The organism is Pseudomonas sp. ZL2, from assembly GCF_054788455.1.
This window is the reverse complement of the sequence record NZ_JBGOGX010000004.1, coordinates 342155-364090: the sequence shown is the minus strand read 5'-3', so window position 1 is coordinate 364090 and position 21936 is coordinate 342155. Positions and strand designations below refer to the sequence as shown.

At 62.9% G+C, this 21936-nt stretch carries 20 protein-coding genes; 8 read left to right on the top strand and 12 right to left on the bottom strand.

Annotation, left to right across the window (positions count from 1 at the left end):
• Positions 1-250: 250 nt before the first annotated feature.
• Entirely contained in the window at positions 251-1147 is an 897-nt protein-coding gene (gene xerD, locus ABM562_RS07625; protein WP_115088453.1) for a site-specific tyrosine recombinase XerD, read from the bottom strand.
• Positions 1148-1223: 76 nt separating this feature from the next.
• Here xerD and ABM562_RS07620 point away from each other — a divergent pair, with 76 nt between their 5' ends.
• Complete coding sequence (locus ABM562_RS07620; protein ID WP_115088454.1) at positions 1224-3020, top strand: cation:proton antiporter; 1797 nt, start codon at positions 1224-1226, stop codon at positions 3018-3020.
• Between the two features lie 74 nt (positions 3021-3094).
• Here ABM562_RS07620 and ABM562_RS07615 read toward each other — a convergent pair whose 3' ends face one another.
• The 6 genes from ABM562_RS07615 to ffh all read right to left on the bottom strand — a co-directional run bounded on the left by ABM562_RS07615 (position 3095) and on the right by ffh (position 7156).
• On the bottom strand, positions 3095-3502 hold the full coding sequence (locus ABM562_RS07615) for an acyl-CoA thioesterase (protein ID WP_115088455.1): 408 nt from the start codon (positions 3500-3502) through the stop codon (positions 3095-3097).
• A 95-nt stretch (positions 3503-3597) separates the two neighbouring features.
• A complete protein-coding gene (rplS, locus tag ABM562_RS07610; protein WP_038996821.1) occupies positions 3598-3948 on the bottom strand; it encodes a 50S ribosomal protein L19 in 351 nt (116 codons plus the stop codon).
• 43 nt (positions 3949-3991) lie between these two features.
• A complete protein-coding gene (gene trmD, locus ABM562_RS07605) occupies positions 3992-4744 on the bottom strand; it encodes a tRNA (guanosine(37)-N1)-methyltransferase TrmD (protein WP_038996822.1) in 753 nt (250 codons plus the stop codon).
• A 3-nt stretch (positions 4745-4747) separates the two neighbouring features.
• Positions 4748-5284, bottom strand: coding sequence for a ribosome maturation factor RimM (gene rimM, locus ABM562_RS07600; RefSeq protein WP_115088457.1), 537 nt, complete (start codon positions 5282-5284; stop codon positions 4748-4750).
• Positions 5285-5289: 5 nt separating this feature from the next.
• Entirely contained in the window at positions 5290-5541 is a 252-nt protein-coding gene (gene rpsP / locus ABM562_RS07595; RefSeq protein ID WP_028942918.1) for a 30S ribosomal protein S16, read from the bottom strand.
• Positions 5542-5779: 238 nt separating this feature from the next.
• A complete protein-coding gene (gene ffh, locus ABM562_RS07590) occupies positions 5780-7156 on the bottom strand; it encodes a signal recognition particle protein (protein ID WP_115088458.1) in 1377 nt (458 codons plus the stop codon).
• A gap of 196 nt (positions 7157-7352) precedes the next feature.
• Here ffh and ABM562_RS07585 point away from each other — a divergent pair, with 196 nt between their 5' ends.
• The 3 genes from ABM562_RS07585 (at position 7353) to ABM562_RS07575 (ending at position 10962) form a co-directional block, all read left to right on the top strand.
• Positions 7353-8165 (top strand): cytochrome C assembly family protein, encoded by an 813-nt coding sequence (locus ABM562_RS07585; protein WP_115088459.1) that lies wholly within the window; start codon positions 7353-7355, stop codon positions 8163-8165.
• Between the two features lie 13 nt (positions 8166-8178).
• Positions 8179-9393: a transporter associated domain-containing protein gene (locus ABM562_RS07580; RefSeq protein ID WP_134064070.1), complete on the top strand. Its 1215-nt coding sequence runs from the start codon at positions 8179-8181 to the stop codon at positions 9391-9393.
• A gap of 264 nt (positions 9394-9657) precedes the next feature.
• On the top strand, positions 9658-10962 hold the full coding sequence (locus tag ABM562_RS07575; protein WP_115088461.1) for an MFS transporter: 1305 nt from the start codon (positions 9658-9660) through the stop codon (positions 10960-10962).
• A gap of 95 nt (positions 10963-11057) precedes the next feature.
• Here ABM562_RS07575 and purT read toward each other — a convergent pair whose 3' ends face one another.
• The 5 genes from purT to ABM562_RS07550 all read right to left on the bottom strand — a co-directional run bounded on the left by purT (position 11058) and on the right by ABM562_RS07550 (position 14238).
• Positions 11058-12239: a formate-dependent phosphoribosylglycinamide formyltransferase gene (gene purT / locus ABM562_RS07570; protein WP_115088462.1), complete on the bottom strand. Its 1182-nt coding sequence runs from the start codon at positions 12237-12239 to the stop codon at positions 11058-11060.
• A 97-nt stretch (positions 12240-12336) separates the two neighbouring features.
• The gene (locus ABM562_RS07565) at positions 12337-12804 is read right to left on the bottom strand and encodes a VUT family protein (RefSeq protein WP_258578835.1); all 468 of its coding nucleotides are present in this window, start codon (positions 12802-12804) and stop codon (positions 12337-12339) included.
• 63 nt (positions 12805-12867) lie between these two features.
• Positions 12868-13071 carry a DUF1289 domain-containing protein gene (locus ABM562_RS07560; protein WP_115088464.1) on the bottom strand — a complete coding sequence of 68 codons (204 nt, stop codon included), beginning with the start codon at positions 13069-13071 and terminating at the stop codon, positions 12868-12870.
• Positions 13071-13595: a gamma carbonic anhydrase family protein gene (locus ABM562_RS07555; protein ID WP_258578833.1), complete on the bottom strand. Its 525-nt coding sequence runs from the start codon at positions 13593-13595 to the stop codon at positions 13071-13073. Before ABM562_RS07555 ends, ABM562_RS07560 begins: the two co-directional genes overlap by 1 nt.
• 43 nt (positions 13596-13638) lie before the next feature.
• Positions 13639-14238 (bottom strand): CoA pyrophosphatase, encoded by a 600-nt coding sequence (locus ABM562_RS07550; RefSeq protein WP_010220257.1) that lies wholly within the window; start codon positions 14236-14238, stop codon positions 13639-13641.
• A 134-nt stretch (positions 14239-14372) separates the two neighbouring features.
• On the opposite strand from ABM562_RS07550, the gene ABM562_RS07545 reads away from it, so the two are divergent.
• The 4 genes from ABM562_RS07545 (at position 14373) to ABM562_RS07530 (ending at position 21934) form a co-directional block, all read left to right on the top strand.
• On the top strand, positions 14373-14927 hold the full coding sequence (locus ABM562_RS07545; RefSeq protein ID WP_115088466.1) for an NUDIX hydrolase: 555 nt from the start codon (positions 14373-14375) through the stop codon (positions 14925-14927).
• Positions 14928-14948: 21 nt separating this feature from the next.
• On the top strand, positions 14949-15506 hold the full coding sequence (locus tag ABM562_RS07540; RefSeq protein WP_115088467.1) for a L,D-transpeptidase family protein: 558 nt from the start codon (positions 14949-14951) through the stop codon (positions 15504-15506).
• A gap of 151 nt (positions 15507-15657) precedes the next feature.
• Positions 15658-17367 carry a ShlB/FhaC/HecB family hemolysin secretion/activation protein gene (locus tag ABM562_RS07535; protein WP_460421313.1) on the top strand — a complete coding sequence of 570 codons (1710 nt, stop codon included), beginning with the start codon at positions 15658-15660 and terminating at the stop codon, positions 17365-17367.
• 28 nt (positions 17368-17395) lie between these two features.
• Positions 17396-21934, top strand: a complete 4539-nt coding sequence (locus ABM562_RS07530; protein WP_460421311.1) for a hemagglutinin repeat-containing protein — start codon at positions 17396-17398, stop codon at positions 21932-21934.
• Positions 21935-21936: the final 2 nt, after the last annotated feature.

Here is a 21936-nt window from a genome sequence, read left to right as displayed (position 1 = left end):
CCAGCGCCGCCGTCACCGCCGCGGTGGCCAGCACGCCGATGGCGACGTTGGCGGCCACCTCCAGCACGCCGCTGACGATGTCGGCCATCATCGAGGTGTGCATCAGCGCATCGCCCTGGCGGGCGGCCCACAGGGCGTCAGACATTACTGACCGGCAACGGCACGGCTGCAGGGCACTTGAACCTGGTCATGCTTGATTTCCATATCGAGCGTTTGAGGTGTCGGAATCTGCTGGATGATCGCCCGAGCGTCAACCCCGAGGGTGATGCAAAGCGTGTAGTTCCTGCAGCCGCGCACGGGCCACATGGGTGTAGATCTGGGTGGTCGACAGGTCGCTGTGGCCCAGCAGCATCTGTACCACCCGCAGGTCGGCGCCGTGGTTGAGCAGGTGCGTGGCAAAGGCGTGGCGCAGGGTGTGCGGCGACAGGCTCTTGTCGATACCGGCCACCAACGCCTGGTGCTTGATGCGGTGCCAGAAGGTCTGGCGGGTCATTTGCTCGCCGCGCTGGCTGGGGAACAGCACATCGCTGGGGCGCCCGCCGAGCAGCTCGTTACGGCCGTCACGCAGGTAACGCTCGATCCACACCACCGCCTCTTCGCCCATGGGCACCAGGCGTTCCTTGCTGCCCTTGCCCATCACCCGCAGCACGCCCTGGCGCAGGTTGACCTGGTCGAGGGTCAGGCTGACCAGTTCGGTGACGCGCAAACCACAGGCGTAGAGCACTTCGAGCATGGCGCGGTCGCGCTGGCCGATCGGCTCGCTCAGGTCCGGCGCCTGCAACAAGGCCTCGACGTCGGCTTCCGACAGAGATTTGGGCAATGGCCGACCCAGTTGCGGCATTTCCACCTGCAGGGTCGGGTCGACGCCAATCAGTTTTTCCCGCAGCAAGTAGCGATAAAACCCTCGCACACCGGAGAGAAAGCGTGCCGTCGAACGCGGCTTGTAGCCCTGTTCCAGGCGCCAGGCCAGGTGATCGAGGATCAGTTCGCGCCCGGCATTGGGCAACTCGACGCCCTGCTCCTTGAGCCAGCCGTTGAACAGCGCCAGGTCGCTGCGGTAGGCATCGCGGGTGTTGTCGGCCAGGCCCTTTTCCAGCCACAGGGCGTCAAGGAACTGATCGATAAGCGGATGTTCAATAGCGGGCATGACAACTCTGCGGCAGGCGACGAAAACGACGAATTGCCGCTAGTCTTCCATAACACTGCCGGCATAGGGAGCCTGAATGAACGAACAACAGATATTGCTGGCATTTGGTGGTATCGGTCTGGCCGCATTGTGCTGCCAATGGCTGGCCTGGCGCCTGAAACTGCCAGCGATTCTTTTCCTGCTGCTCAGCGGCATTCTCGCCGGCCCCGTGCTCGGCTGGCTCGACCCGCAAGAATTGTTCGGCCCGCTGCTGATGCCGCTGGTATCACTGGCGGTGGCGCTGATCCTGTTCGAAGGCAGCTTGACCCTGCACCTGTCGCAGTGGAAAGACATCGGCAGCGTGGTACAGCGCATGGTCACCCTCGGTGCGCTGTCGACCTGGTTGCTGATTACCCTGGCCACCCATTGGCTGCTGGGTTTTGACTGGATGCTGGCGACGCTGTTCGGCACCCTGACCCTGGTCACCGGGCCGACGGTGATCGTACCGATGTTGCGGGTGGTGCGGCCCAAGGCGGCCATCGCCAACATCCTGCGCTGGGAAGGCATCGTCATCGACCCGATCGGCGCGCTGCTGGCGGTGGTGGTGTACAGCTTCATCATCGCCAGTGCCGCCGGCGAGGGCCTGAGCCATAGCCTGGTGACCTTTGCCGGGGTGATTGTCTGCGGCAGCGGTTTCGGCGTGGCCGGCGGCTGGCTGCTGGGCCAGGTAATCCGTCACCAGTGGTTGCCGGAGTATCTGCACAATCTGGCTTCGCTGGCGGCGGTGCTGGGAATTTTCATTGCTTCCAACCAGGTAATGCACGAGTCGGGACTGCTGGCGGTCACCCTCATGGGCATGTGGCTGGCGAACATGAAGGGCGTGGATGTACGACAGATCCTGCACTTCAAGGAGAACCTCAGCGTGCTGCTGATCTCCGGGCTGTTCATCCTCCTGGCTGCGCGCCTGGACCTGGATGCCCTGATTGGCCTGGGCCCGGCGGTACTGGCCTTGCTGCTGGTCATCCAGTTCGTTGCCCGGCCGCTGAACGTCGCGTTGTCGACCTTTGGTTCGCAACTGAACTGGCGCGAACGCGCCCTGCTCGCCTGGATCGCCCCACGCGGCATCGTTGCCGCAGCAGTGTCGGCGATTTTTGCCATTCGCCTGGACGAAGCCGGACATGCAGGCGCCCTGTTGCTGGTGCCGCTGACCTTCGCCGTGATCATCGGCACCGTGGTGCTGCAGAGCGCCACCTCGCGGCCATTGGCGCGCCTGCTCAAGGTTGCCGAGCCCGCCCCCAGCGGCTTTCTGATCGTCGGCGCGAACCCGCTGGCCCGGGCCGTAGCCAAGGCCCTGCAGCAGCTGGATTGCCGGGTGCTGCTGGCCGATTCCAGCTGGGAAAACATCCGCGCCGCGCGCATGGAGGGCTTGCCGACTTACTTTGGCCACCCTGCCTCGCAGCATGCCGATGCGCACCTGGACCTGGTGGGCCTGGGCCATCTGCTCGGGCTGTCGCCGGCGGGCGAGCTCAATACCCTGGCCTGCACCCGTTTTCGCCATGACTTTGGCCCGCAGCGGCTGTTTGTCCTGGCCAGCGGCCTGGAGGCCAAGCGCAGCGACAAGCACCGGGCCAGCGATGAGCATCGCGGGCAGACGCTGGGGAGCCAGCCGCTGACCTACGGGCAGTTGGCCGGCTTGCTCAACAACGGAGCGGAGCTGTACAGCACGCACCTGACCGAAACCTTTGGATGGGCGGACTATCAGGCGCTGCATGGCGAGCGGGCGAACCCGCTGTTTGCCCGCGATGGCAGCGGCTGGGTGCATGTGTTCGGGCCGGACAGTGTGCTGAAGCCTGGGCCAGGGTGGACGCTGGTGGCGTTGATTCAGCCGCAGTAGGAGCGGGCTTGCCCCGCGATGAGGCCGGTGAAGCCTGCACATTATCGCGGGGCAAGCCCGCTCCTACAGGATGGTCAGAAACCGGGCAGCACCGGCACCGGGCGCTTGTCTTCATCAATGGCGACAAAGCTGAACAGGCCGTGGATAGCCTTCTCGCGGCTGTCACAGCTCATGCTCTCGACAAACACCTCGACCTCGACCTTGAGGCTGGTGTTACCTACCGTCGCCACCCGCCCAACCAGCTCGACGATGGAACCTGCGGCAATCGGGTGCTTGAAGTCGATGCGGTCGGTGGACACGGTCACCAGCGGCAAACGGCAGAAACGCGTCGCGGCGATGAACGACACTTCGTCCATCCAGGCCAGCGCGGTGCCGCCGAACAGGGTGTTGTGGTGGTTGGTGGTGGACGGGAATACCGCCTTGGTCACGCGGGTCACCGACAGTTCGGTGCGGCGTTCGATTTCCTGCTCTCTGGGGGTCATGGGCTTCATATCGGCAAACAAATTTCAGACAACAAAAAAGCAGCCCGAAGGCTGCTTTTTTCGCATGGTGGCCGCAGCCACCGGTCAAGCTGTCCTCAGGACAGTTTTTCCTTGATGCGAGCGGCTTTACCGGACAGGTCGCGCAGGTAGTACAGCTTGGCTTTACGCACGTCACCACGACGTTTCACGGCCAGGCTGTCGATTTGCGGGCTGTAGGTCTGGAAAGTACGCTCTACGCCAACACCGTTGGAGATCTTGCGAACAGTGAAAGCACTGTTCACACCACGGTTACGCTTGGCGATTACAACGCCTTCGAAAGCCTGCAGACGCGAACGATCGCCTTCCTTCACTTTCACCTGAACGACGATGGTGTCGCCCGGGGCAAAGGTCGGGATCTCTTTGGTCATCTGCTCTGCTTCGAGTGCAAGAATGATTTTGTTGGTCATGCTGTGCTCCTAAGGTAAATCAACTGGATTTACCATCGATACGTTAACTATCGTCCCGCTCACGGAGGTATTCCGCCAGCAGCTTCTTCTCTTCTCCAGAAAGTGAGCGACTTTCCAGAAGATCGACGCGTCGTTCATAGGTCCGCCCAAGGGACTGCTGTAAACGCCATCGCCGGATGTGTGCATGGTTGCCACTAAGCAACACGTCGGGAACACGCTGATCCGCATACACCTCAGGTCGGGTGTAGTGCGGGCAATCAAGCAGACCATCGGTGAAGGAGTCTTCCTCCGCCGAGTCCGCATGCCCTAAAGCTCCGGGCAGCAGTCGTGTAACCGCATCGATCAGGACCATCGCCGGCAGCTCGCCGCCAGACAGGACATAGTCTCCAATCGACCACTCTTCATCGACATGAGCTTCAATAAAGCGCTCGTCGATGCCTTCATATCGACCGGCTATCAGAATCAACGATTCGTGCTTCGCCAGGTCTTTGACCGCCGACTGAGTCAGCTTGCGGCCTTGTGGGCTCAGGTAAATCACCTTTGCCGCCTCTCCGGTTGCCTGCCTGGCATTCACCAGGGCGTCTTCCAGAGGCTTGATCTTCATCACCATGCCCGGACCACCGCCAAACGGCCGATCATCTACCGTATGGTGACGATCTGTGGTGTAGTCCCGCGGATTCCAGCAGGTCAGTTGCAACAACCCCTGTTTCACCGCGCGGCTGGTAATGCCGTACTCACTGATGGCCGAGAACATCTCGGGGAACAGCGTGATGACGTCTACGCGCAGGCTGGCCATTGCTTAGAAGTCCGCGTCCCATTCGACCCTCATTTCGCCTGCAACCAGGTCGATCTTCAACACGCATTGCCCGGTATAAGGCAACAGGCGTTCTCGATCATCCAGGCTGCCCGCGCAGGGCTTGACCACCATTACATCGTTCGCGCCGGTCTCCAACAGGTGATCAATCTTGCCGAACAGCTGTTCGTCCTGATTGATGACTTTCAGACCCACCAACTGGTACCAGTAGTACTCGTCGGCAGACAGGTTGGGCAAAAGGCTACGCGAGATACAAATCTCATAACCGCTCAGAAGACGGGCTTCATCACGATCGTCGAGGCCTTTGAGCTTGGCGACCAGGTCCTTTTGAGTGGAACGGCCACTGACCAGCTCGACCTGTTTTACCTTCCCTTCGTGCCGAAGCGTCCAGTTAGGGTAATCCAACAGGTTTTCAATCGGATCGGTAAAGGAAAAGACCTTTACCTCGCCGCGAACGCCGTGAACCGAAAAAATCTTGCCGACGACGATCAGGTCATCAGCTTTTTCTGGCGTCGCGCTCATACTATTCAGGCAGCAGCCTTAGCAGCATCTTTCAGCAGTTTTGCAACGCGCTCGGATGGCTGTGCGCCAACGCTCAGCCAGTGAGCAACGCGGTCTTGTTTAACGGACAGGCGAACTTCCTGGCCACGAGCGATAGGGTTGAAGAAACCAACCTGCTCGATGTGCGAACCGGTAACCGGGTTACGCGAGTCGGTCACGGTCAGGGTGTAGAATGGGCGCTTTTTAGAGCCACCACGGGCAAGACGGATGGTTAGCATTGAACATCGTTCCTGTAGTCGGTGCTGCAAATCATAATGCACAGCGGGCACACGGGTGCCCGAAAGGCCGCATATTCTCAAGGAATACACGGACTTTTGCAAATGCCTTTTTACGCCAGGTAAAAAGGCCAGCCTGCAGATCTGCGGTTCGTGCTGCCTCTATATAAAGGCAGCGGTGTTCCCGCCGGGGCGGGGTTCCGATCGTCGGCCCGTTTCCAGGCCGCCGGTCCGAATGGGGTTACAGCTTGGGCATGCCGCCGCCGGGCATCATGCCACCCAGGCCGCGCATCATTTTGGCCATGCCGCCTTTGGCAGAAAACTTCTTCATCATCTTCTGCATCTGCTTGTGCTGCTTGATCAGACGGCCGATGTCCTGCACCTGGGTGCCGGAACCGAGGGCGATACGGCGTTTGCGCGAACCGCTGATCAGCTCAGGGTCGCGGCGCTCGGCCGGGGTCATCGAGTTGATGATCGCTTCCATCTGCTTGAATTGCTTCTCGGCGGCGCCCTGGGCGCTGCCCATCTGGGCCAGGTTGACGCCGCCGATGCTCGGCAGCTTGTCCATCAGGCCGCCCAGGCCACCCATGTTCTTCATTTGTTGCAGCTGGTCGCGGAAGTCTTCGAGGTCGAAGCCCTTGCCCTTCTTCAGCTTCTTGGCCAGTTTGTCGGCCTTTTCCTTGTCGAGGGTCTGTTCGGCCTGCTCGATCAGGCTGAGCACGTCGCCCATGCCAAGGATGCGCGAAGCGATACGGTCGGGGTGGAACGGCTCGAGCGCGTCGCTCTTCTCGCCCATACCGATGAATTTGATCGGCTTGCCGGTAATGGCGCGCACCGACAGCGCGGCACCGCCACGGGCGTCACCGTCGACCTTGGTGAGGATCACACCGGTCAGCGGCAGCGCGTCGCCGAAGGCCTTGGCGGTGTTGGCGGCGTCCTGGCCGGTCATGGCGTCGACCACGAACAACGTCTCGATCGGCTTGACCGCGGCGTGCAGGTCCTTGATCTCGGCCATCATTTCGGTGTCGATGTGCAGACGACCGGCGGTGTCGACGATGACCACGTCGATGAACTTGAGCTTGGCTTCGCGGATTGCCGCTTCAGCAATGGCCACCGGCTTCTGGCTGATATCGGACGGGAAGAAGGTCACGCCGATGTCGCCCGCCAGGGTTTCCAGCTGCTTGATCGCCGCCGGACGGTAGACGTCGGCCGACACCACCATCACGGTCTTCTTCTTGCGCTCTTTAAGAAAGCGCGCCAGCTTGCCGGCGGTGGTGGTCTTGCCCGCACCCTGCAGACCGGCCATCAGCACCACCGCAGGCGGCGCGGCGTTGAGCGCCAGGTCTTCGTTGGCGGCGCCCATCAGGCCTTCGAGCTCGGCCTGGACGATCTTCACGAACGCCTGGCCCGGGGTCAGGCTGCGCGACACCTCGGTGCCGACCGCACGCTCCTTGACCTTGTTGACGAAATCCTTGACCACCGGCAGGGCGACGTCAGCCTCGAGCAACGCCATGCGCACTTCACGCAGGGTGTCTTTGATGTTGTCTTCGGTCAGCTTGGCCTTGCCGGTGACATGGCGCAGCGTCTGTGACAGACGGTCGGTCAGGTTTTCAAACATGGTGATCCTTTCGGGCTCTGTAGAACCGAGGTTTATCAGCTGCCTCTGGCGTATTCGGCCGGCCTTGGGCAGGGGCAGGTCGGCGATTATAACGAAGACTTGGCCCAGCGCACACCATGCCGTCGGCTGGCAGTCTTCCTAGGCGGGCGCGATCTATGCCAAACTCATTCTCTTTCGGGCTTGCCTAACAGGACTTATGCTCCCCTTGTCACCCAGCTTGCTACCCAATCTCATCGCCGCCTGCCTGTATGCCGCCGCGACCTTCTATCAAGGCTCACGCCTGGCCCAGGGCACCAAGGCCGACAAACGCCTGCTCGGCCTGCTTGGCGCACTGGCGGTCATCGCCCAGGGCACCGCGCTGTTCTGGCAACTGCTCACGCCCCTGGGCCTGAGCCTGGACTTCTTCAGCGCCGCCAGCCTGATCGCCACTGCAGTGATCGCCCTGACCCTGCTGGCCTGCCTGCGCATCCCGGTGGAGAACCTGCTGCTGTTGCTGTTCCCGCTGGGCATGACCACGGCCCTGATCGCCCAGTTCGCGCCGTCGGGCACGGTGCCGCTGATCAACGAAGAGCCGGGCATCCTCGCGCATATCCTGCTGTCGATCCTGGCCTACGGCATGTTCACCATCGCCGTGGTCCAGTCCTTGCTGCTGCTGTTGCAGGATCACCAGCTCAAGCACAAACACCCGTCCGGGCTAATCAAGAACTTCCCGCCGCTGCAGACCATGGAAAGCCTGCTGTTCGGCTTCCTCTGGGCCGGCTGGGGCCTGCTGTCGCTGTCGCTGCTCTCCGGCTGGCTGTTCCTCGACAACCTGTTCGCCCAGCACCTGGTGCACAAGACCCTGCTGGCTTGCCTGGCCTGGATCGTCTTCAGCGTATTGCTGTGGGGCCGCACCCGCCTCGGCTGGCGCGGGCACAAGGCGATCCGCTGGACCCTGGCCGGTTTCTGCCTGCTGATGCTGGCCTATTTTGGCAGCAAGCTGGTACGCGAATTCATCCTGCATATCTGACGAGCACAGGTAAATGGACGCTCTGCCGTTAGGACCGCTACTCGGCGTATTGGCACTGGCACTGCTCTGGTCGGCGTTATTCACTGCGGTGGACGCCGCCCAGCAGCAGCTCAATGGTGCGCGGCGCAACGCCCAGACCGGCGCACACCCCGACCTTGCCGTTACCCCCCAGGCCCTGGTGCTGTGCTCGACCCTGGGCAAGCTGCTGGTGCTGGCCCTGGCCTGCCTGATCGGCCAGCGTTACAGCGGCGAACACGGCTTCTGGCTGGCGGGCCTGGGTGCCGCAGCGCTGCTGCTGATCGTCGCCGAGTACCTGCCACGGCAACTGGCCCGACGTAACCCGCAGGCCTTCATTGGCCTGGGCAACAGCCTGCTCAAGGTGCCGCTCAAGCTGCTGCAACCCCTGGCCTGGCTGCTCGATGGCTGCGCGCGCCTGCTGCTGCGCCCGTTTCGCGTGCAAAGCCATGCCGTGGCCGTGCACGACAACGACGATGCCGACAGCTACGCCGCCGATGAACCCGACACCGACCAGCGCCTGAACCTGCCCGAAAGCCTGCTGGCGCTGGATAAAATCACCGTCAACGACATCCTGGTGCCGCGCAACGATGTCGACGGCATCAACCTCGATGAGTCGATCGAGGCGATCATCGAGCAGTTGATCATCAGCCGCCACACCCGCCTGCCGGTCTACCACAGCGACATCAACCAGGTTGAAGCGATCCTCAACACCAAGCTGATCAGCCACCTGCTGCCCAAGGCCGAGCTGACCCGCGAAACACTGCAAGCAGCCTGCTACGAACCCTACTTCGTGCCGGAAAGCACGCCGCTGCAGCTGCAATTGCTCAACTTCCACAAGCAACAGCGGCGCCTGGGCGTGGTGGTCGACGAGTACGGTGAAGTGCTCGGCATCGTCACCCTGGAAGACATCCTCGAAGAAATCGTCGGCGAATTCGAAGACGAGCACAGCCTCGACAACCCGCACATTCACCCGCAAGCCGACGGGCGCTTCGTCATCGAAGGCAACGTGTCGATCCGCGAGCTGAACCGTACCCTGGGCTGGCACCTGCCCAGCGATGGGCCAAAAACCCTCAACGGCCTGGTCACCGAAGCCCTGGAAAGCATTCCGGCAAGCGCGGTATGCCTGAAAATCGGCCGTTATCGCCTGGAAATCCTCGAAACCGAGGACAATTGTGCCAGCCGCATACTGGTCTGGACGCTCAAGCGCTAGCTATACTCAGCAACGCTTACCCAGCCCCAGCCGTCTCGCCCGCTACCCGCACCGGCGTCACACGGCCAGTCAGCCTGACTGAATATTGCGCGCAATAGCGGTACTGGTTCACACCCCGAGCCTTGCCCGCGCCCGCCCCCATCCCCAAAGGGCGTATGTTCAGTTGCGCGACCATAACAATTCGCTTCGGCGCACGCCCTTGCCTGCCTGTTCACCAGGCCTGCGGCCATGCCCATGGAGCTCTCGACTGTCAGGGATAATCGCATGACGACCAGCAGCACCTACTCCGATACCGCCCAGGCCAGCCCCGGCAACTCGCCAGCGCGGGTCGCCACGGCCAGCTTCATCGGCACCGCCATCGAGTTCTACGACTTCTACGTGTACGCCACGGCGGCAGCGCTGGTGATCGGCCCGGTGTTCTTCCCGCAGACGTCGGGCACCGCACAGATGCTCTCGGCCTTCCTGACCTTCGGTATTGCCTTCCTGGCCCGGCCCCTGGGCTCGGCGCTGTTCGGCCACTTTGGCGACCGGGTCGGGCGTAAATCGACCCTGGTGGCCTCGCTACTGCTGATGGGGGTCTGTACCACCCTGATCGGCGTACTGCCCGGCTACGACAGTATCGGTGCCTGGGCGCCGATCCTGCTCTGCGTGCTGCGCTTCGGCCAGGGCCTGGGCTTGGGCGGCGAATGGGGCGGTGCGGCGCTGCTGGCCACCGAGAATGCGCCCAAGGGCAAGCGCGCCTGGTTCGGCATGTTCCCGCAGTTAGGCCCTTCGATTGGTTTTCTGGCGGCTAACGGCCTGTTCCTGACCCTGGCCATGCTGCTGACCGATGAGCAGTTCCGCAGTTGGGGCTGGCGCATTCCGTTCCTGCTCAGCGCCGCTCTGGTCATGGTTGGCCTGTACGTGCGCCTGAAGCTGGAAGAAACGCCGGTGTTCGCCAAGGCCGTGGCTCGTCACGAGCGGGTGAAAATGCCGGTGGTCGAGCTGTTTGCCCAGTACTGGGCCCCTACCCTGCTGGGTGCTGGGGCCATGGTGGTGTGCTATGCGCTGTTCTACATCTCGACGGTGTTTTCGCTCAGCTATGGCGTTTCGACCCTGGGCTACAGCCGTGAGACCTTCCTCGGCCTGCTGTGCTTCGCGGTCCTGTTCATGGCCCTGGCCACGCCACTGTCGGCCTGGCTCAGCGATCGTTACGGGCGCAAGCCGGTGCTGATTGTCGGTGGCCTGCTGGCGATCGCTTCGGGCTTTACCATGGAGCCGCTGCTGACCTCGGGTTCGACCACGGGGGTGGCGTTGTTCCTGGCCATCGAGCTGTTCTTGATGGGCGTGACTTTCGCGCCGATGGGGGCATTGCTGCCTGAGCTGTTCCCCACCCACGTGCGTTACACCGGGGCGTCGGCAGCCTATAACCTGGGCGGGATTGTCGGGGCCTCGGCGGCGCCGTTCTTTGCCCAGAAGCTGGTGGCGATGGGCGGTTTGAGCTGGGTCGGCGGGTATGTGTCGGCGGCGGCTGTGCTGAGCCTGATTGCGGTGTTGTGCCTGAAAGAGACGCGGCACTCGGAGCTTTGACAAGCGGGGCTGCTGTGCAGCCCATCGCCGGCAAGGCCAGCTCCCACAGGGATGGCGCAATTGTGGGAGCAGGCCTTGCCGGCGATGGATGAGGTTTAGAACTCTACCTTGACCGCCTGCGAAGCACGGGTTGCCTTGGCGCGGGCAGCTTCGATCGACTCGTCACGGGCCAGGCACACGCCCATGCGCCGCTGGCCATTGACCTCAGGTTTGCCGAACAGGCGAATCGCGGTATCCGGCTCGCTCAACGCCGCGCCCAGGTTATCGAATGCAGTCTGCTGCGACTGACCTTCAACCAGGATCACCGCCGACGCCGACGGGCCGAACTGGCGAATCAGCGGGATCGGCAAGCCCAGAATCGCCCGCGCATGCAGGGCAAATTGCGACAGGTCCTGGGAAATCAGGGTCACCAGGCCGGTGTCGTGCGGGCGCGGCGAAACTTCGCTGAACCACACCTGGTCGCCTTTGACGAACAACTCGACACCGAACAACCCACGACCGCCCAGCGCCTCGGTAACCGCCTTGGCCACCCGCTCGGACTCGGCCAGGGCCACCGGGCTCATCGCCTGCGGCTGCCAGGATTCCTGGTAATCGCCCTTTTCCTGACGGTGGCCGACCGGTGCGCAGAAGGTAGTACCGCCGACATGACGAACGGTCAGCAGGGTAATTTCGTAGTCGAAATCGATAAAGCCTTCGATGATCACCCGGCCCTTGCCGGCACGCCCGCCTTCCTGGGCGTAGTCCCAGGCCTTGTGCAGGTCGTCAGCGCTGCGCAGCAGGCTCTGGCCCTTGCCCGACGAGCTCATGACCGGCTTGACCACGCACGGGAAACCCAGGTCTTCGACAGCCTTGGAATACGCCTCGAAGGTATCGGCGAAATGATAGGGCGAGGTCGGCAGGTCCAGCTCTTCCGCTGCCAGGCGACGGATGCCTTCGCGGTTCATGGTCAGCTGCGCGGCGCGGGCGGTCGGCACCACGGTGAAGCCTTCGTTTTCCAGCTCGACCAGGGTCGCGGTGGCGATGGCTTCGATTTCCGGGACGATGTAATGCGGCTTCTCGGCCTCGATCACTGCCCGCAGGGCGGCGCCGTCGAGCATGTTGATCACGTGGCTGCGATGGGCCACCTGCATGGCCGGGGCATTGGCGTAACGGTCCACGGCAATCACTTCAACGCCCAGGCGTTGCAGCTCGATCACCACTTCCTTGCCCAGCTCGCCGCAGCCACAGAGCAGTACGCGGGTCGCGGTCGGCGACAATGGGGTTCCGATACGGGTCATTTCAGGTCCTCAGAGGGAAGAACATCCTGGGCCGCCCCGTACTCGGTGCAACCCGGTGAAAAGGAGCGCCATTTTACATGAACCGCGGCCGCTGGCCTCAGCCGGTGACCACCCGTTTGCGCACGCGCCAGGCCATGGCCAGCCAGACCACGGTGACACCGGCGAATTTCGACGCCATGGCGGTGCCGACCACGGCCGGGGTCAGGGCCCCGATCATGCCGAAGAAGATAAAGGTGTCGATCGGAATGCTCAGTGCCGAACTCAGCCACAGGCGATCATGCAAGGGCCGTTTGGTAAGGGTGAACACCAGCCAGTCGATGCACTCGGACACGGCAAAGGCGGTGGCACTGGCCAGGGCAATGGCCGGCTCCGAGGTGACATAGGACAGCACCAGGGCCGCCAGCATGGCGATCAGCGCACCATGGCCGAAGCGGGTCTGGACCATGTCGCGCAGGATGAACACCAGGCCGCCCCAGGCAGACCAGATGACATCCAGGTGCGGGGCACTGGAGAAGGCGTAGTTGATCAGCACTACGCTGCTGATATAGGCAATCAGAAAGAACATGGGATCGACCGCTGGGCAAGCGCTACAGGGTACTGCAGCGACTGCCGGCGGCCAAGGGGCGGATCATGCGCCGACGCTGAAGATCAGCCCGGCAGCGACTGCACGCTCATGGCACAGCTTGAGCACCTGGCGGCGCTCAATGTTGTCCATCCGCCCCCAGCGGGTGATTTCAGCGGCGGTGCGCTGGCAGCCGGTGCAGATATCATCGTCGTCCAGCGCGCAGATCTGCACGCAGGGCGAGGCCACCGGGCGTTCAGGCGTACTCATCAATCCTCCTGCGGGGCCAGGTCGCGGGCATAACGCTCGGCGTTGTGCACATAGTGAGCGGCGCTGGCTTCGAGCAGCTTTTTCTGCGCGTCGGTCAGCTCACGCACGACTTTGCCCGGCGAGCCCATGACCAGCGAGCCGTCGGGAATCTCCTTGCCTTCGGGGATCAGCGCATTGGCGCCGATAATGCAGTACTTGCCGATCCGCGCGCCGTTGAGGATCACCGCGTTGATGCCGATCAGGCTGTAGTCGTCGATCGAGCAACCGTGGAGCATGGCGTTGTGACCGACGGTCACGCCCTTGCCCAGGGTCAGTGGCGAGCCCATGTCGGTGTGCATCACCGTGCCGTCCTGGACGTTGCTGTTCTCGCCGATGTCGATCAGTTCGTTATCGCCGCGCAGCACCGCGCCGAACCAGACGTTGGCACCGGCCTGCAGGCGCACCTTGCCGATCAGCGTAGCGGTGGGCGCAACCCAACTGCGCGGATGGGTTTCGACCCGCAGGTCGCCCAGACGGTATTTCATGCGTGGTTCCTCACGGTGCGGCATGGCTGGCGGGTGGTCCCGCTCAAATTGGGGTAAAGCGTTCAGGCGGCTGATGCAGGCTGATGTTGGCATCGTAAAGCAAGTTGACCAGCTCGACGATCATGATCGCCGACAGGCCCCAGATCTTGTACTCGCCATACCGATAGCTGGGCACGTACCAGCTGCGGCCCTGATAATCGATACGGTGGGTATGGTCGCGCGGGTCCTGGCGGAAGAATTCCAGCGGCACGGTGAACACCGCGGCAATCTCGGCGTCGTTGGCCTGGTACTCGACAAAATCGGGGATCAGCCCGACGAAAGGCGTCACTTTCAGCCCATGCAGGGAAATCAGCGGGCTCAGTGGGCCGATGATTTCCACCAGGCCCGGCGGCAGGCCGATTTCTTCTTCGGCTTCACGCAGGGCGGTAAAGATCAGGTCGGGGTCTTCCGGGTCGCGGCGCCCACCGGGAAAAGCCACCTCGCCACCGTGGGTCGACAGCCCTTTGGCGCGCAGGGTCAACACCAGCTCCGGCTCTTCGCTACGGGTGATGGGCAATAACACGGCGGCCTCGGGAAAACGTCGGTCCGTCTCCAGGGTACTCGGCGTATGACTGCTCACGCGGCGAAGTAGCTCGTCCAGCATTGCTCTCTCTCGATTCCAAAGCCTGTCCTGCATGATGCACCAAAGCCGCGGGCCGCCCAAGTCCCGGCGACGATCCGGCTTGCGGCCCCGGTGACAGTGGCGCCAAGATAGGCGCACCTAACAGGAATAAAAGCATGAAATTCTGTAGCGCGTGTGGCAATCAGGTAATTCAGCGTGTTCCCGAAGGCGATACCCGCCTGCGCTATGTCTGTGATCACTGCCAGACCATTCATTATCAGAACCCCAACATCGTCGCCGGGGTACTGCCGACCTGGGGCAGCCAGGTACTCTTGTGCCGTCGCGCCATCGAACCGCGCCGCGGCTACTGGACCTTGCCCGCCGGGTTCATGGAGAACGGCGAGACGGTGGAACAAGCCGCGCGCCGGGAAACCATCGAGGAAGCCTGCGCCCGTGTCGGGGCGGCGAGCCTGTACCAGCTGTTCGACCTGCCGCACATCAACCAGGTGCATGTGTTCTTCCGCGCCGAGCTCGCCGACCTGGACTTCGCCGTCGGCGTCGAGAGCCTGGAAGTGCGGCTTTTCGACGAAAGTGAAATCCCCTGGGACGAGCTGGCTTTCCGCACCGTCAGTCGTACCCTAGAATGCTATTATCGTGACCGCATCGAGCAGCGCTTCCCGATTGGCAACGAATGCCTTTCACCCATGCTCGTCCCGTCACCCAATACCTAGCTTTCTCAGGGATATCGTTTCATGCGCTGGTTGCTTGCCCTTTTCTGCCTCAGTGTGGCTTCGATGTCCCAGGCGGGTTTCACCGAAACCATCATCACCCGGCCGGTCGACAAGACCGCGCCTTCGCCACTGCAACCGCAACAGCCACGGCCTGCGATGATCGACAAGATCCTGGTGATCAAGTCGGAGCGGCGCCTGCAACTGATCAGTGGTGGCACGCCGCTGAAAACCTACCGCATCTCCCTGGGCAAGCAGCCCAAGGGCGCCAAGGTGCAGGAAGGCGACAAGCGCACCCCCGAAGGTTTCTACTGGATCGACTGGCGCAAGCAGAGCGACCGCTACAACCTGGCCATGCACGTGTCCTACCCAAACATCAGCGACGCCGCGCGCGCCCGTCGCGAAGGTGTCCCGCCGGGCGGGATGATCATGATCCACGGCACGCCCCTGAGCGAGGAGTACCCGGAAGAGGTGTTCCACACCCTGGACTGGACCGAAGGCTGCATCGCCATGACCAACCGCGACATGCGCGAGGTGTGGAACATGGTGCCGGACGGCACCATGATCGAAATCCGTCCCTGATCACTCTCCAGGCTACTTCCGACAAATAAGTCGGAAGTTTCCCGCACAACTCAGGCTTCAGCCCTACCCATCTACCGGCCCGGTAGCACATCTATTCGAATAGTAGCGCCCATAAAATCCACGCACCTGGATATCCTCTGGACGCTACTGCATGCCCTGTTCACTCAGCATTGTTGCTGCACGCCTTGGTATCCGGCATCCGGCCGCCCCGGGTATCTTCGTCGTTTTACTGCTCATGGTGGGCCCCGCCAGCGCTCATGAACACCTAGGTGTACAGCCGCTGCGCGATCAACGCCTTTACCTTGAGCAACTCGAACAACGTCAACGCTTGCGCAAGCTGCAACGTACCGATGAGTTACCCGAGCCCGCTACCGATGTGCCAACACCCGCCGAGGCCACGCCCTGCTGGCCGCTGAACGGTGTACGCCTGGCAGGCAACCGGGAGTTGACGTCCGCAGAGCTGGCCGCCAACGTGCAACCGCTGGTGACGCCGTGCATGGACGTGGCGCAAATCAACCTGATCCTCAAATCCATCACCCAGCAATACGTGCAAGCGGGGTATCCGACCAGCCGCCCTTACCTCGTCAACCCGCCGCAAGCCGGCACGACCCTCGACATCGAGATCGTCGAGGGCTTTGTCGAATCGATCGAGTTGGCCACCCCCGATCTGCCGCTGTCACTGAGCAGCGCATTCCCGACCTTGCTCGGCGAGCCCCTGCGTTTGACCGAACTGGAACAGGGCATGGACCAGTTGAACCGGCTGCGGGCATTCGAGCTGGGCGCCGACCTGATGCCCGGAGAGCTTGAAGGCGGCACCCGCATCGTGATCACGTCACGGCAGGTCAACCCCCGCTGGCGCCTGGGCAGTACCTATGACAATCGCGGCAGCGAGCTGACCGGACGTGACCGTGTCGGTGCCAGCCTGACCCTGGACAGCCCGCTGCAGCTCAATGACTACACGCAGCTCTCGGTAACCTCGACGCTCGGTTCAGGCCCCCGCTACAGCCGCGGCTACGGCCTCTACTACAGCATCCCCTATGGCCCCTGGACCTACGCGCTTAACCTCAACCAATTGCACTACCAGGCGCAGCTGCCGGGCCGGCGAGTGCGCAGCAGCGGCCAGAGCGATTTTTATGGCCTGAGCCTTGAGCGCAACCTGTGGCGCAACCAGTACGGGCTGCTCAGCGCCAGCCTGCGCCTGGATCAGAAACGCCAGGACAATCGTCTGGCCGGGCAACGCCTGCAACTGCAAAGCCCGACCCTCACCAGCCTGGAAGCGGGCCTGAACCTGTTGTGGCTCGACGCCAACTTGTGGAGTGCCAATCTGGGCATTGTCCAGGGGCTGGACCGGTTCGGCGCCGATAGCGCGCCCCTGGCCAGCAATGCGCCGCAGCCGCAGTTTCGCAAGTACCGCGCCAACCTCCTGCATCTGCGCCAAGGTCGTGACCCGGCTTGGCCCTGGCGCTGGCAGAGCGAACTGAACCTGCAGTACAGCCCCGATGCACTGCCTGCGGTCGAGCAGTTTCTGCTCAGCGACAACAGCGCCGTGCGCGGCTTTCGCCAACAGGTGGCGGCAGGCGCCACGGGCGCCGTGTGGCGAAACACCCTAAGCCAGCCATTGGCCCTGGACTTGCCCGCCGGGCTGGTGATTCGCCCGCAACTGGGCATCGACCTGGGCTGGAGCAAATTCGACCACGGCCGCACTGCGCAACAACTGGCCGGTGCCCATGCCGGCCTTGAGCTGAGCCTGCCCGACAGCCTGCTCAAGCTTGACTACCAACGCGCCCTGCACGCCAGCAACACTCGCCGCCAGGACCTGGAGACCGGTTACTGGCTGCTGGAGTGGGTAATGAACATCTGATGTCCACAACAAGAAAGAGAAGACCGTGATGCCCAAGACGCCCTCCCCCGCAGTACAACGGCGCAGGCTCAATCGCCTGCGCTGGATGATCGCCCTGAGCCTGATGACCCCAGGCGTCAGCCTGGCCGATAACGGCCTGCAGGCGGCAACCGGCATTGCCGGTACGCCACTGATCACCGATCAGCACGGCGTGCCGGTGATCGACATCGTCGCCCCTAATGCCAGCGGCCTGTCGCACAACCAGTTCCTCGACTACAACGTCAACAAGCCCGGGTTGGTGTTGAACAACGCCCTGCAGGCCGGGCAATCGCAACTGGCCGGCGCCCTGGCCGCCAACCCGCAGTTCCAGGGCCAGGCCGCCTCGACCATCCTCAGTGAAGTGATCAGCCGCAACGCCTCGCGCATCGAAGGCCCCCAGGAAATCTTCGGCCGACCGGCCGATTACATCCTGGCCAACCCCAATGGCATCACCCTCAACGGTGGCGGCTTCATCAACACCACCCGCGCAGGCTTTCTGGTCGGCACGGCCGAACTTGAAGACCAGCGCATCAAATACCTCGATACCCGCGCCGCCAATGGCACGCTGGAGATACTCGACGCTGGCCAGAGCAACCGCGCCGGAGCCCTCGAGCTGATCGCCCCGCGCATCGAAAGCCGCGGCACGCTCGAAGCCCGGGACGAGTTGAGCCTGGTGGTCGGACGCAACCGCATCGACGTGGCCGACGGTCAGGTCATCAAGCACCTGGCGGCGCCGGCCGGCAGTATCGATGCTCGCCTGTTCGGTGCCATGCAGGCCGGGCGCATCCGCATCCTCAGCACCGCCCTCGGCGCCGGCGTACGCATGGGCAGCAGCCAGTTGCAAGCGCGCGACGGGATCGACATGGACTCTGCCGGTACCCTGGAGATCAGCGCCAGCGCCGAGCAGCCCGGCCGCTTGTACAGCGAAAACGGCGCGGTGAACCTCAAGGCCGCCGACGACCTGAGCCTCGACGCAGTGCGCGTGCAGGCGCCACAGGTAATCATCAAGGCCGGGAAAAATCTCACCCTCGATGCCCGGACCCGGGAAACCATCAGCCGCGAAGAAAAATGGTGGTTCGTCACCACCGAAACCTACGACCGCGAAAGCACCCGCACCCAGCGACAACAGGTCGGCAGCCAGATCCTGGCCAGCCAGGACATCAACCTGCAGGCGGGCGACGACCTGCGCATGGTGGCCGCTACCGTCGAGGCCGGCGGCGACCTGTCGGTCAACGTCGGCAAGGATCTGACCATCAGCGCTGGAACCGATAGCCTGCAGGTCGATGAGCAGATCCGTCACCGCAAGCACCTGTGGCGCGGCGACAAGGACAGCAGCAGCTACCAGGAAAGCGCCCGCGCCAGCGCGCTTTCCGGTCTGCAGGTTTCCCTGACGTCCAAAGGCAGCACGCAGATTCTGGGCAGCACGCTGAACAGCGCGGGTGACATGAGCCTCAAGGCCGGCAATCTGGAAGTGGCCGCCGTTACCCTGAAAAGCGATGAGAACACCCGCAACTACAGTGGTGACCTGGTTTCCGGCACCTTCTTCGGCAAGAACGGGCAAACCGAGGCCAAGGGTCAACAGGGCAGTGGCAGCACCCTTCAGGCCCAAGGTGCTTTGACTGTGGCAGCTGACCAGGTGCAGATCAAAGGCTCCAGGGTTCAGGCCAAAGGTGATGCGCTGTTGCTCAGTGAAAAAGCCCGGCTGTCGGTAGAAGCAACCCAAAACCAGTCCAGCGTTGATCAACGCGAGACTGACAGTAAGCTGTTCGGCCTGATTACCGAGACAAGCCAACGCCAGGAACAGCGTCAGCAGGTGCTGAGCAGCGACGTTGCCTCTGAAAGCAACCTGCGCCTGGCCAGCGCCGATGACCTGCAGGTGATAGGTTCAAGGCTCGAAGCCGGCAAGCAGCTGCACCTGCAGGCGCAGAACAACATCAGTGTCAGCACTGCCGAACAGCTTCAAAGCGTCAGCGAACAGAACCAGCAACAAGGCTTTACCGCCAGCGCCAGCCAGACCCAGGATGCCGCCGACGGCAAACCCGATTCGCGCCAGTACACCGCCTCGGTGGGATACGGCACTGTCCGCACCGACACCACGAAAACCGATCTTGAACAGGTTGCCAGTACGCTCAAGGGCGCCGGCGTACAACTCAACAGCGGCAATGACATCAACCTCAATGGCTCCTACATCGAGGCCGTCGAGGGCGACCTGCAGCTCGATGGCCGCGCGGTCACCTTGACGGTAGCCCATGAGCAACAGTCACAGCAGACCACCAGCACCGAAAGTGGCGGCGGCCTGCGTGTCAGTGGTGGCATCGATGCCGTCGGCAGCGCCTTCGAGGGTTATCACAAGCGCCAGGTACTGGATGAACGCGCAAGCCAGGCGCAACGCAGCAGCCTGGTGGCCGCCGGTGACGTGCAATTGAAAGCCGTCAAGCTGGTCAACGAGGCCGCCAGACTCACGGCAGGCCGGTCATTGGAGCTGCAAGCCAGCACCGTGGACAATCGTGCCGTCGACGATACCCAGGAATCCGAACTGACCCAGACCAACTGGCAAGCCAGCCTCGGCGCCAGCCTGGTGTACAAGGACCTGACCCGTCCGGTGGAAAACCTGGTCACCGGTACCGAGGCCAGTCGTTTCCAGCAGGCATCGATCGAAGACGCTCTCGCCCCGCCAACGCTGGGCGCCGACCTGGAGTTCAAGCATCTCAATCGCAAAGAACTCAAGCGCAGCAGCACGGCGCAGGTCACTGAGCTTACCGCCCAGCACATCACCCTCAAGGCCGACACCCTCAACGATACGGGCACCCAGTACCGGGCAACACAGGGACCATTGGCGATTCAGGCGCAAAGCCATCGTTTTGCTGCGGCCCAGGACAGCACTGGCAAGCGTGTCGAGCGCCTGGATGTGGACGCCGCCGTGCGCGTCGAAACCAGCACCGGCAGCGATATCAACCTGCGCCTTTCCGGCAAGGGCGGCTCGCTGCTGACCGACAACAGCTCGCAAACCGCACGCCCTGGCAGCCTCTACGGCCAGACCGGTATCCAGATTCAGGTGGGCAGCGACGGTCTGTACGAGGGCACCCGTTTCAATGCCGGGGACGGTTCGCTTGAGATTTCGGCCAAGGGCAACCTGAGCCTGGTCCAGGCCAACGATCAACAACGCCAGCAGGAGAACAAACTCGAGGGCAATGCCTGGTTCAAAGCAGGCAATGCCCCCGCAGGCAGTGCCCTGGAACTGCGCGGCTACCTTGACCAGAGCAAGCTGGACAGTATCGATACCCAGGCCCGCGTGGTAGAAATTGATGCCAAGGGCAAAGTACAGCTGCAGGCGGGTGGCGCCCTCGAGCTGGTGGGTGGGCGTATTGGCAGTAGCGCGGCAAAGGTCTCGGATATCGAGTTGCAGAGCGCAGGTGCGCTGAAGGTCAGCACTGGCGTCGATACCCACGAGGCCCAAGGCAGCAACCTTGGTGGTGGCCTGGAATTGCTGGGCAAGAGCACCAGCAATGGCAAGGGCGGTGGCCTGGGTGGTCACTTCAGCACTGGGCGGGTCGATGAAAGCAGTTCCACGGCTAGCGGGGCCAACTGGTTTGCCAAGGAGCAACTGCTGCTGAGCAGCGCCGCCGGCCAGGACGATGCGCTGAAGCTGCAAGGCGTCAAGGCATCGGCAAACCAGATCGCCGTCACTGCCCGCGAAGGCGGCGTGCTGATCGAGGCCGCCGCCAGCAGCGATCGGCGCAACAACCTCGATCTCACCGCCGGTGCCGGTATCAACGCAGCACCGGGGGCATCCTCGCAACAGGCCAAACGCGGGCTGTATGCCCGCGGGCAGGTGAACATTGATCGTCGTGACAACCTCACCTTCGACAACAGCCAATGGCGCGCCGGGCAAATCAGCCTGACCAGCCTGACTGACACTCGCCTTGAGGGCGTTGGCCTGGATGCCGGGCGCATCGACGGACAGGTTGGCGGTGATCTGCGCATCACCAGCCGCCAGGATCAGGTCGACAGCCTGAAAGTGGCGGTGGATGCACGCTTGAGCCAGGAGAGGAACCCACAGGGCTACATCAACGCCGCCAATGCCGTGGCTGGCCCCTTGGCTGGAAAGGTCGAGAAGCAGGTCGGCAGTGCGCTGCAGAAAGTCGACCCGAAGACTTCGCCAACCTTCACCCTCAAGGTCGAGCACACCCAGCGCAACACCGTCGCCAGTCAAAGCGCGCTCAACGCCCGTGAAGGCATCGCCCTGGAGGTGGGCGGGAGTGTACTGCTCTCCGGCGCCAGCCTGCAGGCGAACAGGGGCAAGGTGCAGCTGGGCGGCGCGCCCGTCACCCAGCAAGCCCTGCAGGGCCGTGACTATTACCGCGAGGTGGGGGTCAATGCCTCGAATGCACCGGTAGACCTGGTCAGCGGCCTGATCAATGTCTACGGTTCCGGGGGCAACGCCAACGGCGGTGAACAGCCGGTTGACCTTGGCCTGCTACGCACCAGCGGGCATGACCGCAGCAGTATCCTGGCCTCGAGTATCAAGGAGGGTGGCAAGCCGCGCTGAGG

Coding starts and splice junctions, on each gene's coding strand:
- xerD (WP_115088453.1), bottom strand. CDS start 1,147: ATGCCCGCTATTGAACATCCGCTTATCGATCAGTTCCTTGACGCCCTG.
- ABM562_RS07620 (WP_115088454.1), top strand. CDS start 1,224: ATGAACGAACAACAGATATTGCTGGCATTTGGTGGTATCGGTCTGGCC.
- ABM562_RS07615 (WP_115088455.1), bottom strand. CDS start 3,502: ATGACCCCCAGAGAGCAGGAAATCGAACGCCGCACCGAACTGTCGGTG.
- rplS (WP_038996821.1), bottom strand. CDS start 3,948: ATGACCAACAAAATCATTCTTGCACTCGAAGCAGAGCAGATGACCAAA.
- trmD (WP_038996822.1), bottom strand. CDS start 4,744: ATGGCCAGCCTGCGCGTAGACGTCATCACGCTGTTCCCCGAGATGTTC.
- rimM (WP_115088457.1), bottom strand. CDS start 5,284: ATGAGCGCGACGCCAGAAAAAGCTGATGACCTGATCGTCGTCGGCAAG.
- rpsP (WP_028942918.1), bottom strand. CDS start 5,541: ATGCTAACCATCCGTCTTGCCCGTGGTGGCTCTAAAAAGCGCCCATTC.
- ffh (WP_115088458.1), bottom strand. CDS start 7,156: ATGTTTGAAAACCTGACCGACCGTCTGTCACAGACGCTGCGCCATGTC.
- ABM562_RS07585 (WP_115088459.1), top strand. CDS start 7,353: ATGCTCCCCTTGTCACCCAGCTTGCTACCCAATCTCATCGCCGCCTGC.
- ABM562_RS07580 (WP_134064070.1), top strand. CDS start 8,179: ATGGACGCTCTGCCGTTAGGACCGCTACTCGGCGTATTGGCACTGGCA.
- ABM562_RS07575 (WP_115088461.1), top strand. CDS start 9,658: ATGACGACCAGCAGCACCTACTCCGATACCGCCCAGGCCAGCCCCGGC.
- purT (WP_115088462.1), bottom strand. CDS start 12,239: ATGACCCGTATCGGAACCCCATTGTCGCCGACCGCGACCCGCGTACTG.
- ABM562_RS07565 (WP_258578835.1), bottom strand. CDS start 12,804: ATGTTCTTTCTGATTGCCTATATCAGCAGCGTAGTGCTGATCAACTAC.
- ABM562_RS07560 (WP_115088464.1), bottom strand. CDS start 13,071: ATGAGTACGCCTGAACGCCCGGTGGCCTCGCCCTGCGTGCAGATCTGC.
- ABM562_RS07555 (WP_258578833.1), bottom strand. CDS start 13,595: ATGAAATACCGTCTGGGCGACCTGCGGGTCGAAACCCATCCGCGCAGT.
- ABM562_RS07550 (WP_010220257.1), bottom strand. CDS start 14,238: ATGCTGGACGAGCTACTTCGCCGCGTGAGCAGTCATACGCCGAGTACC.
- ABM562_RS07545 (WP_115088466.1), top strand. CDS start 14,373: ATGAAATTCTGTAGCGCGTGTGGCAATCAGGTAATTCAGCGTGTTCCC.
- ABM562_RS07540 (WP_115088467.1), top strand. CDS start 14,949: ATGCGCTGGTTGCTTGCCCTTTTCTGCCTCAGTGTGGCTTCGATGTCC.
- ABM562_RS07535 (WP_460421313.1), top strand. CDS start 15,658: ATGCCCTGTTCACTCAGCATTGTTGCTGCACGCCTTGGTATCCGGCAT.
- ABM562_RS07530 (WP_460421311.1), top strand. CDS start 17,396: ATGCCCAAGACGCCCTCCCCCGCAGTACAACGGCGCAGGCTCAATCGC.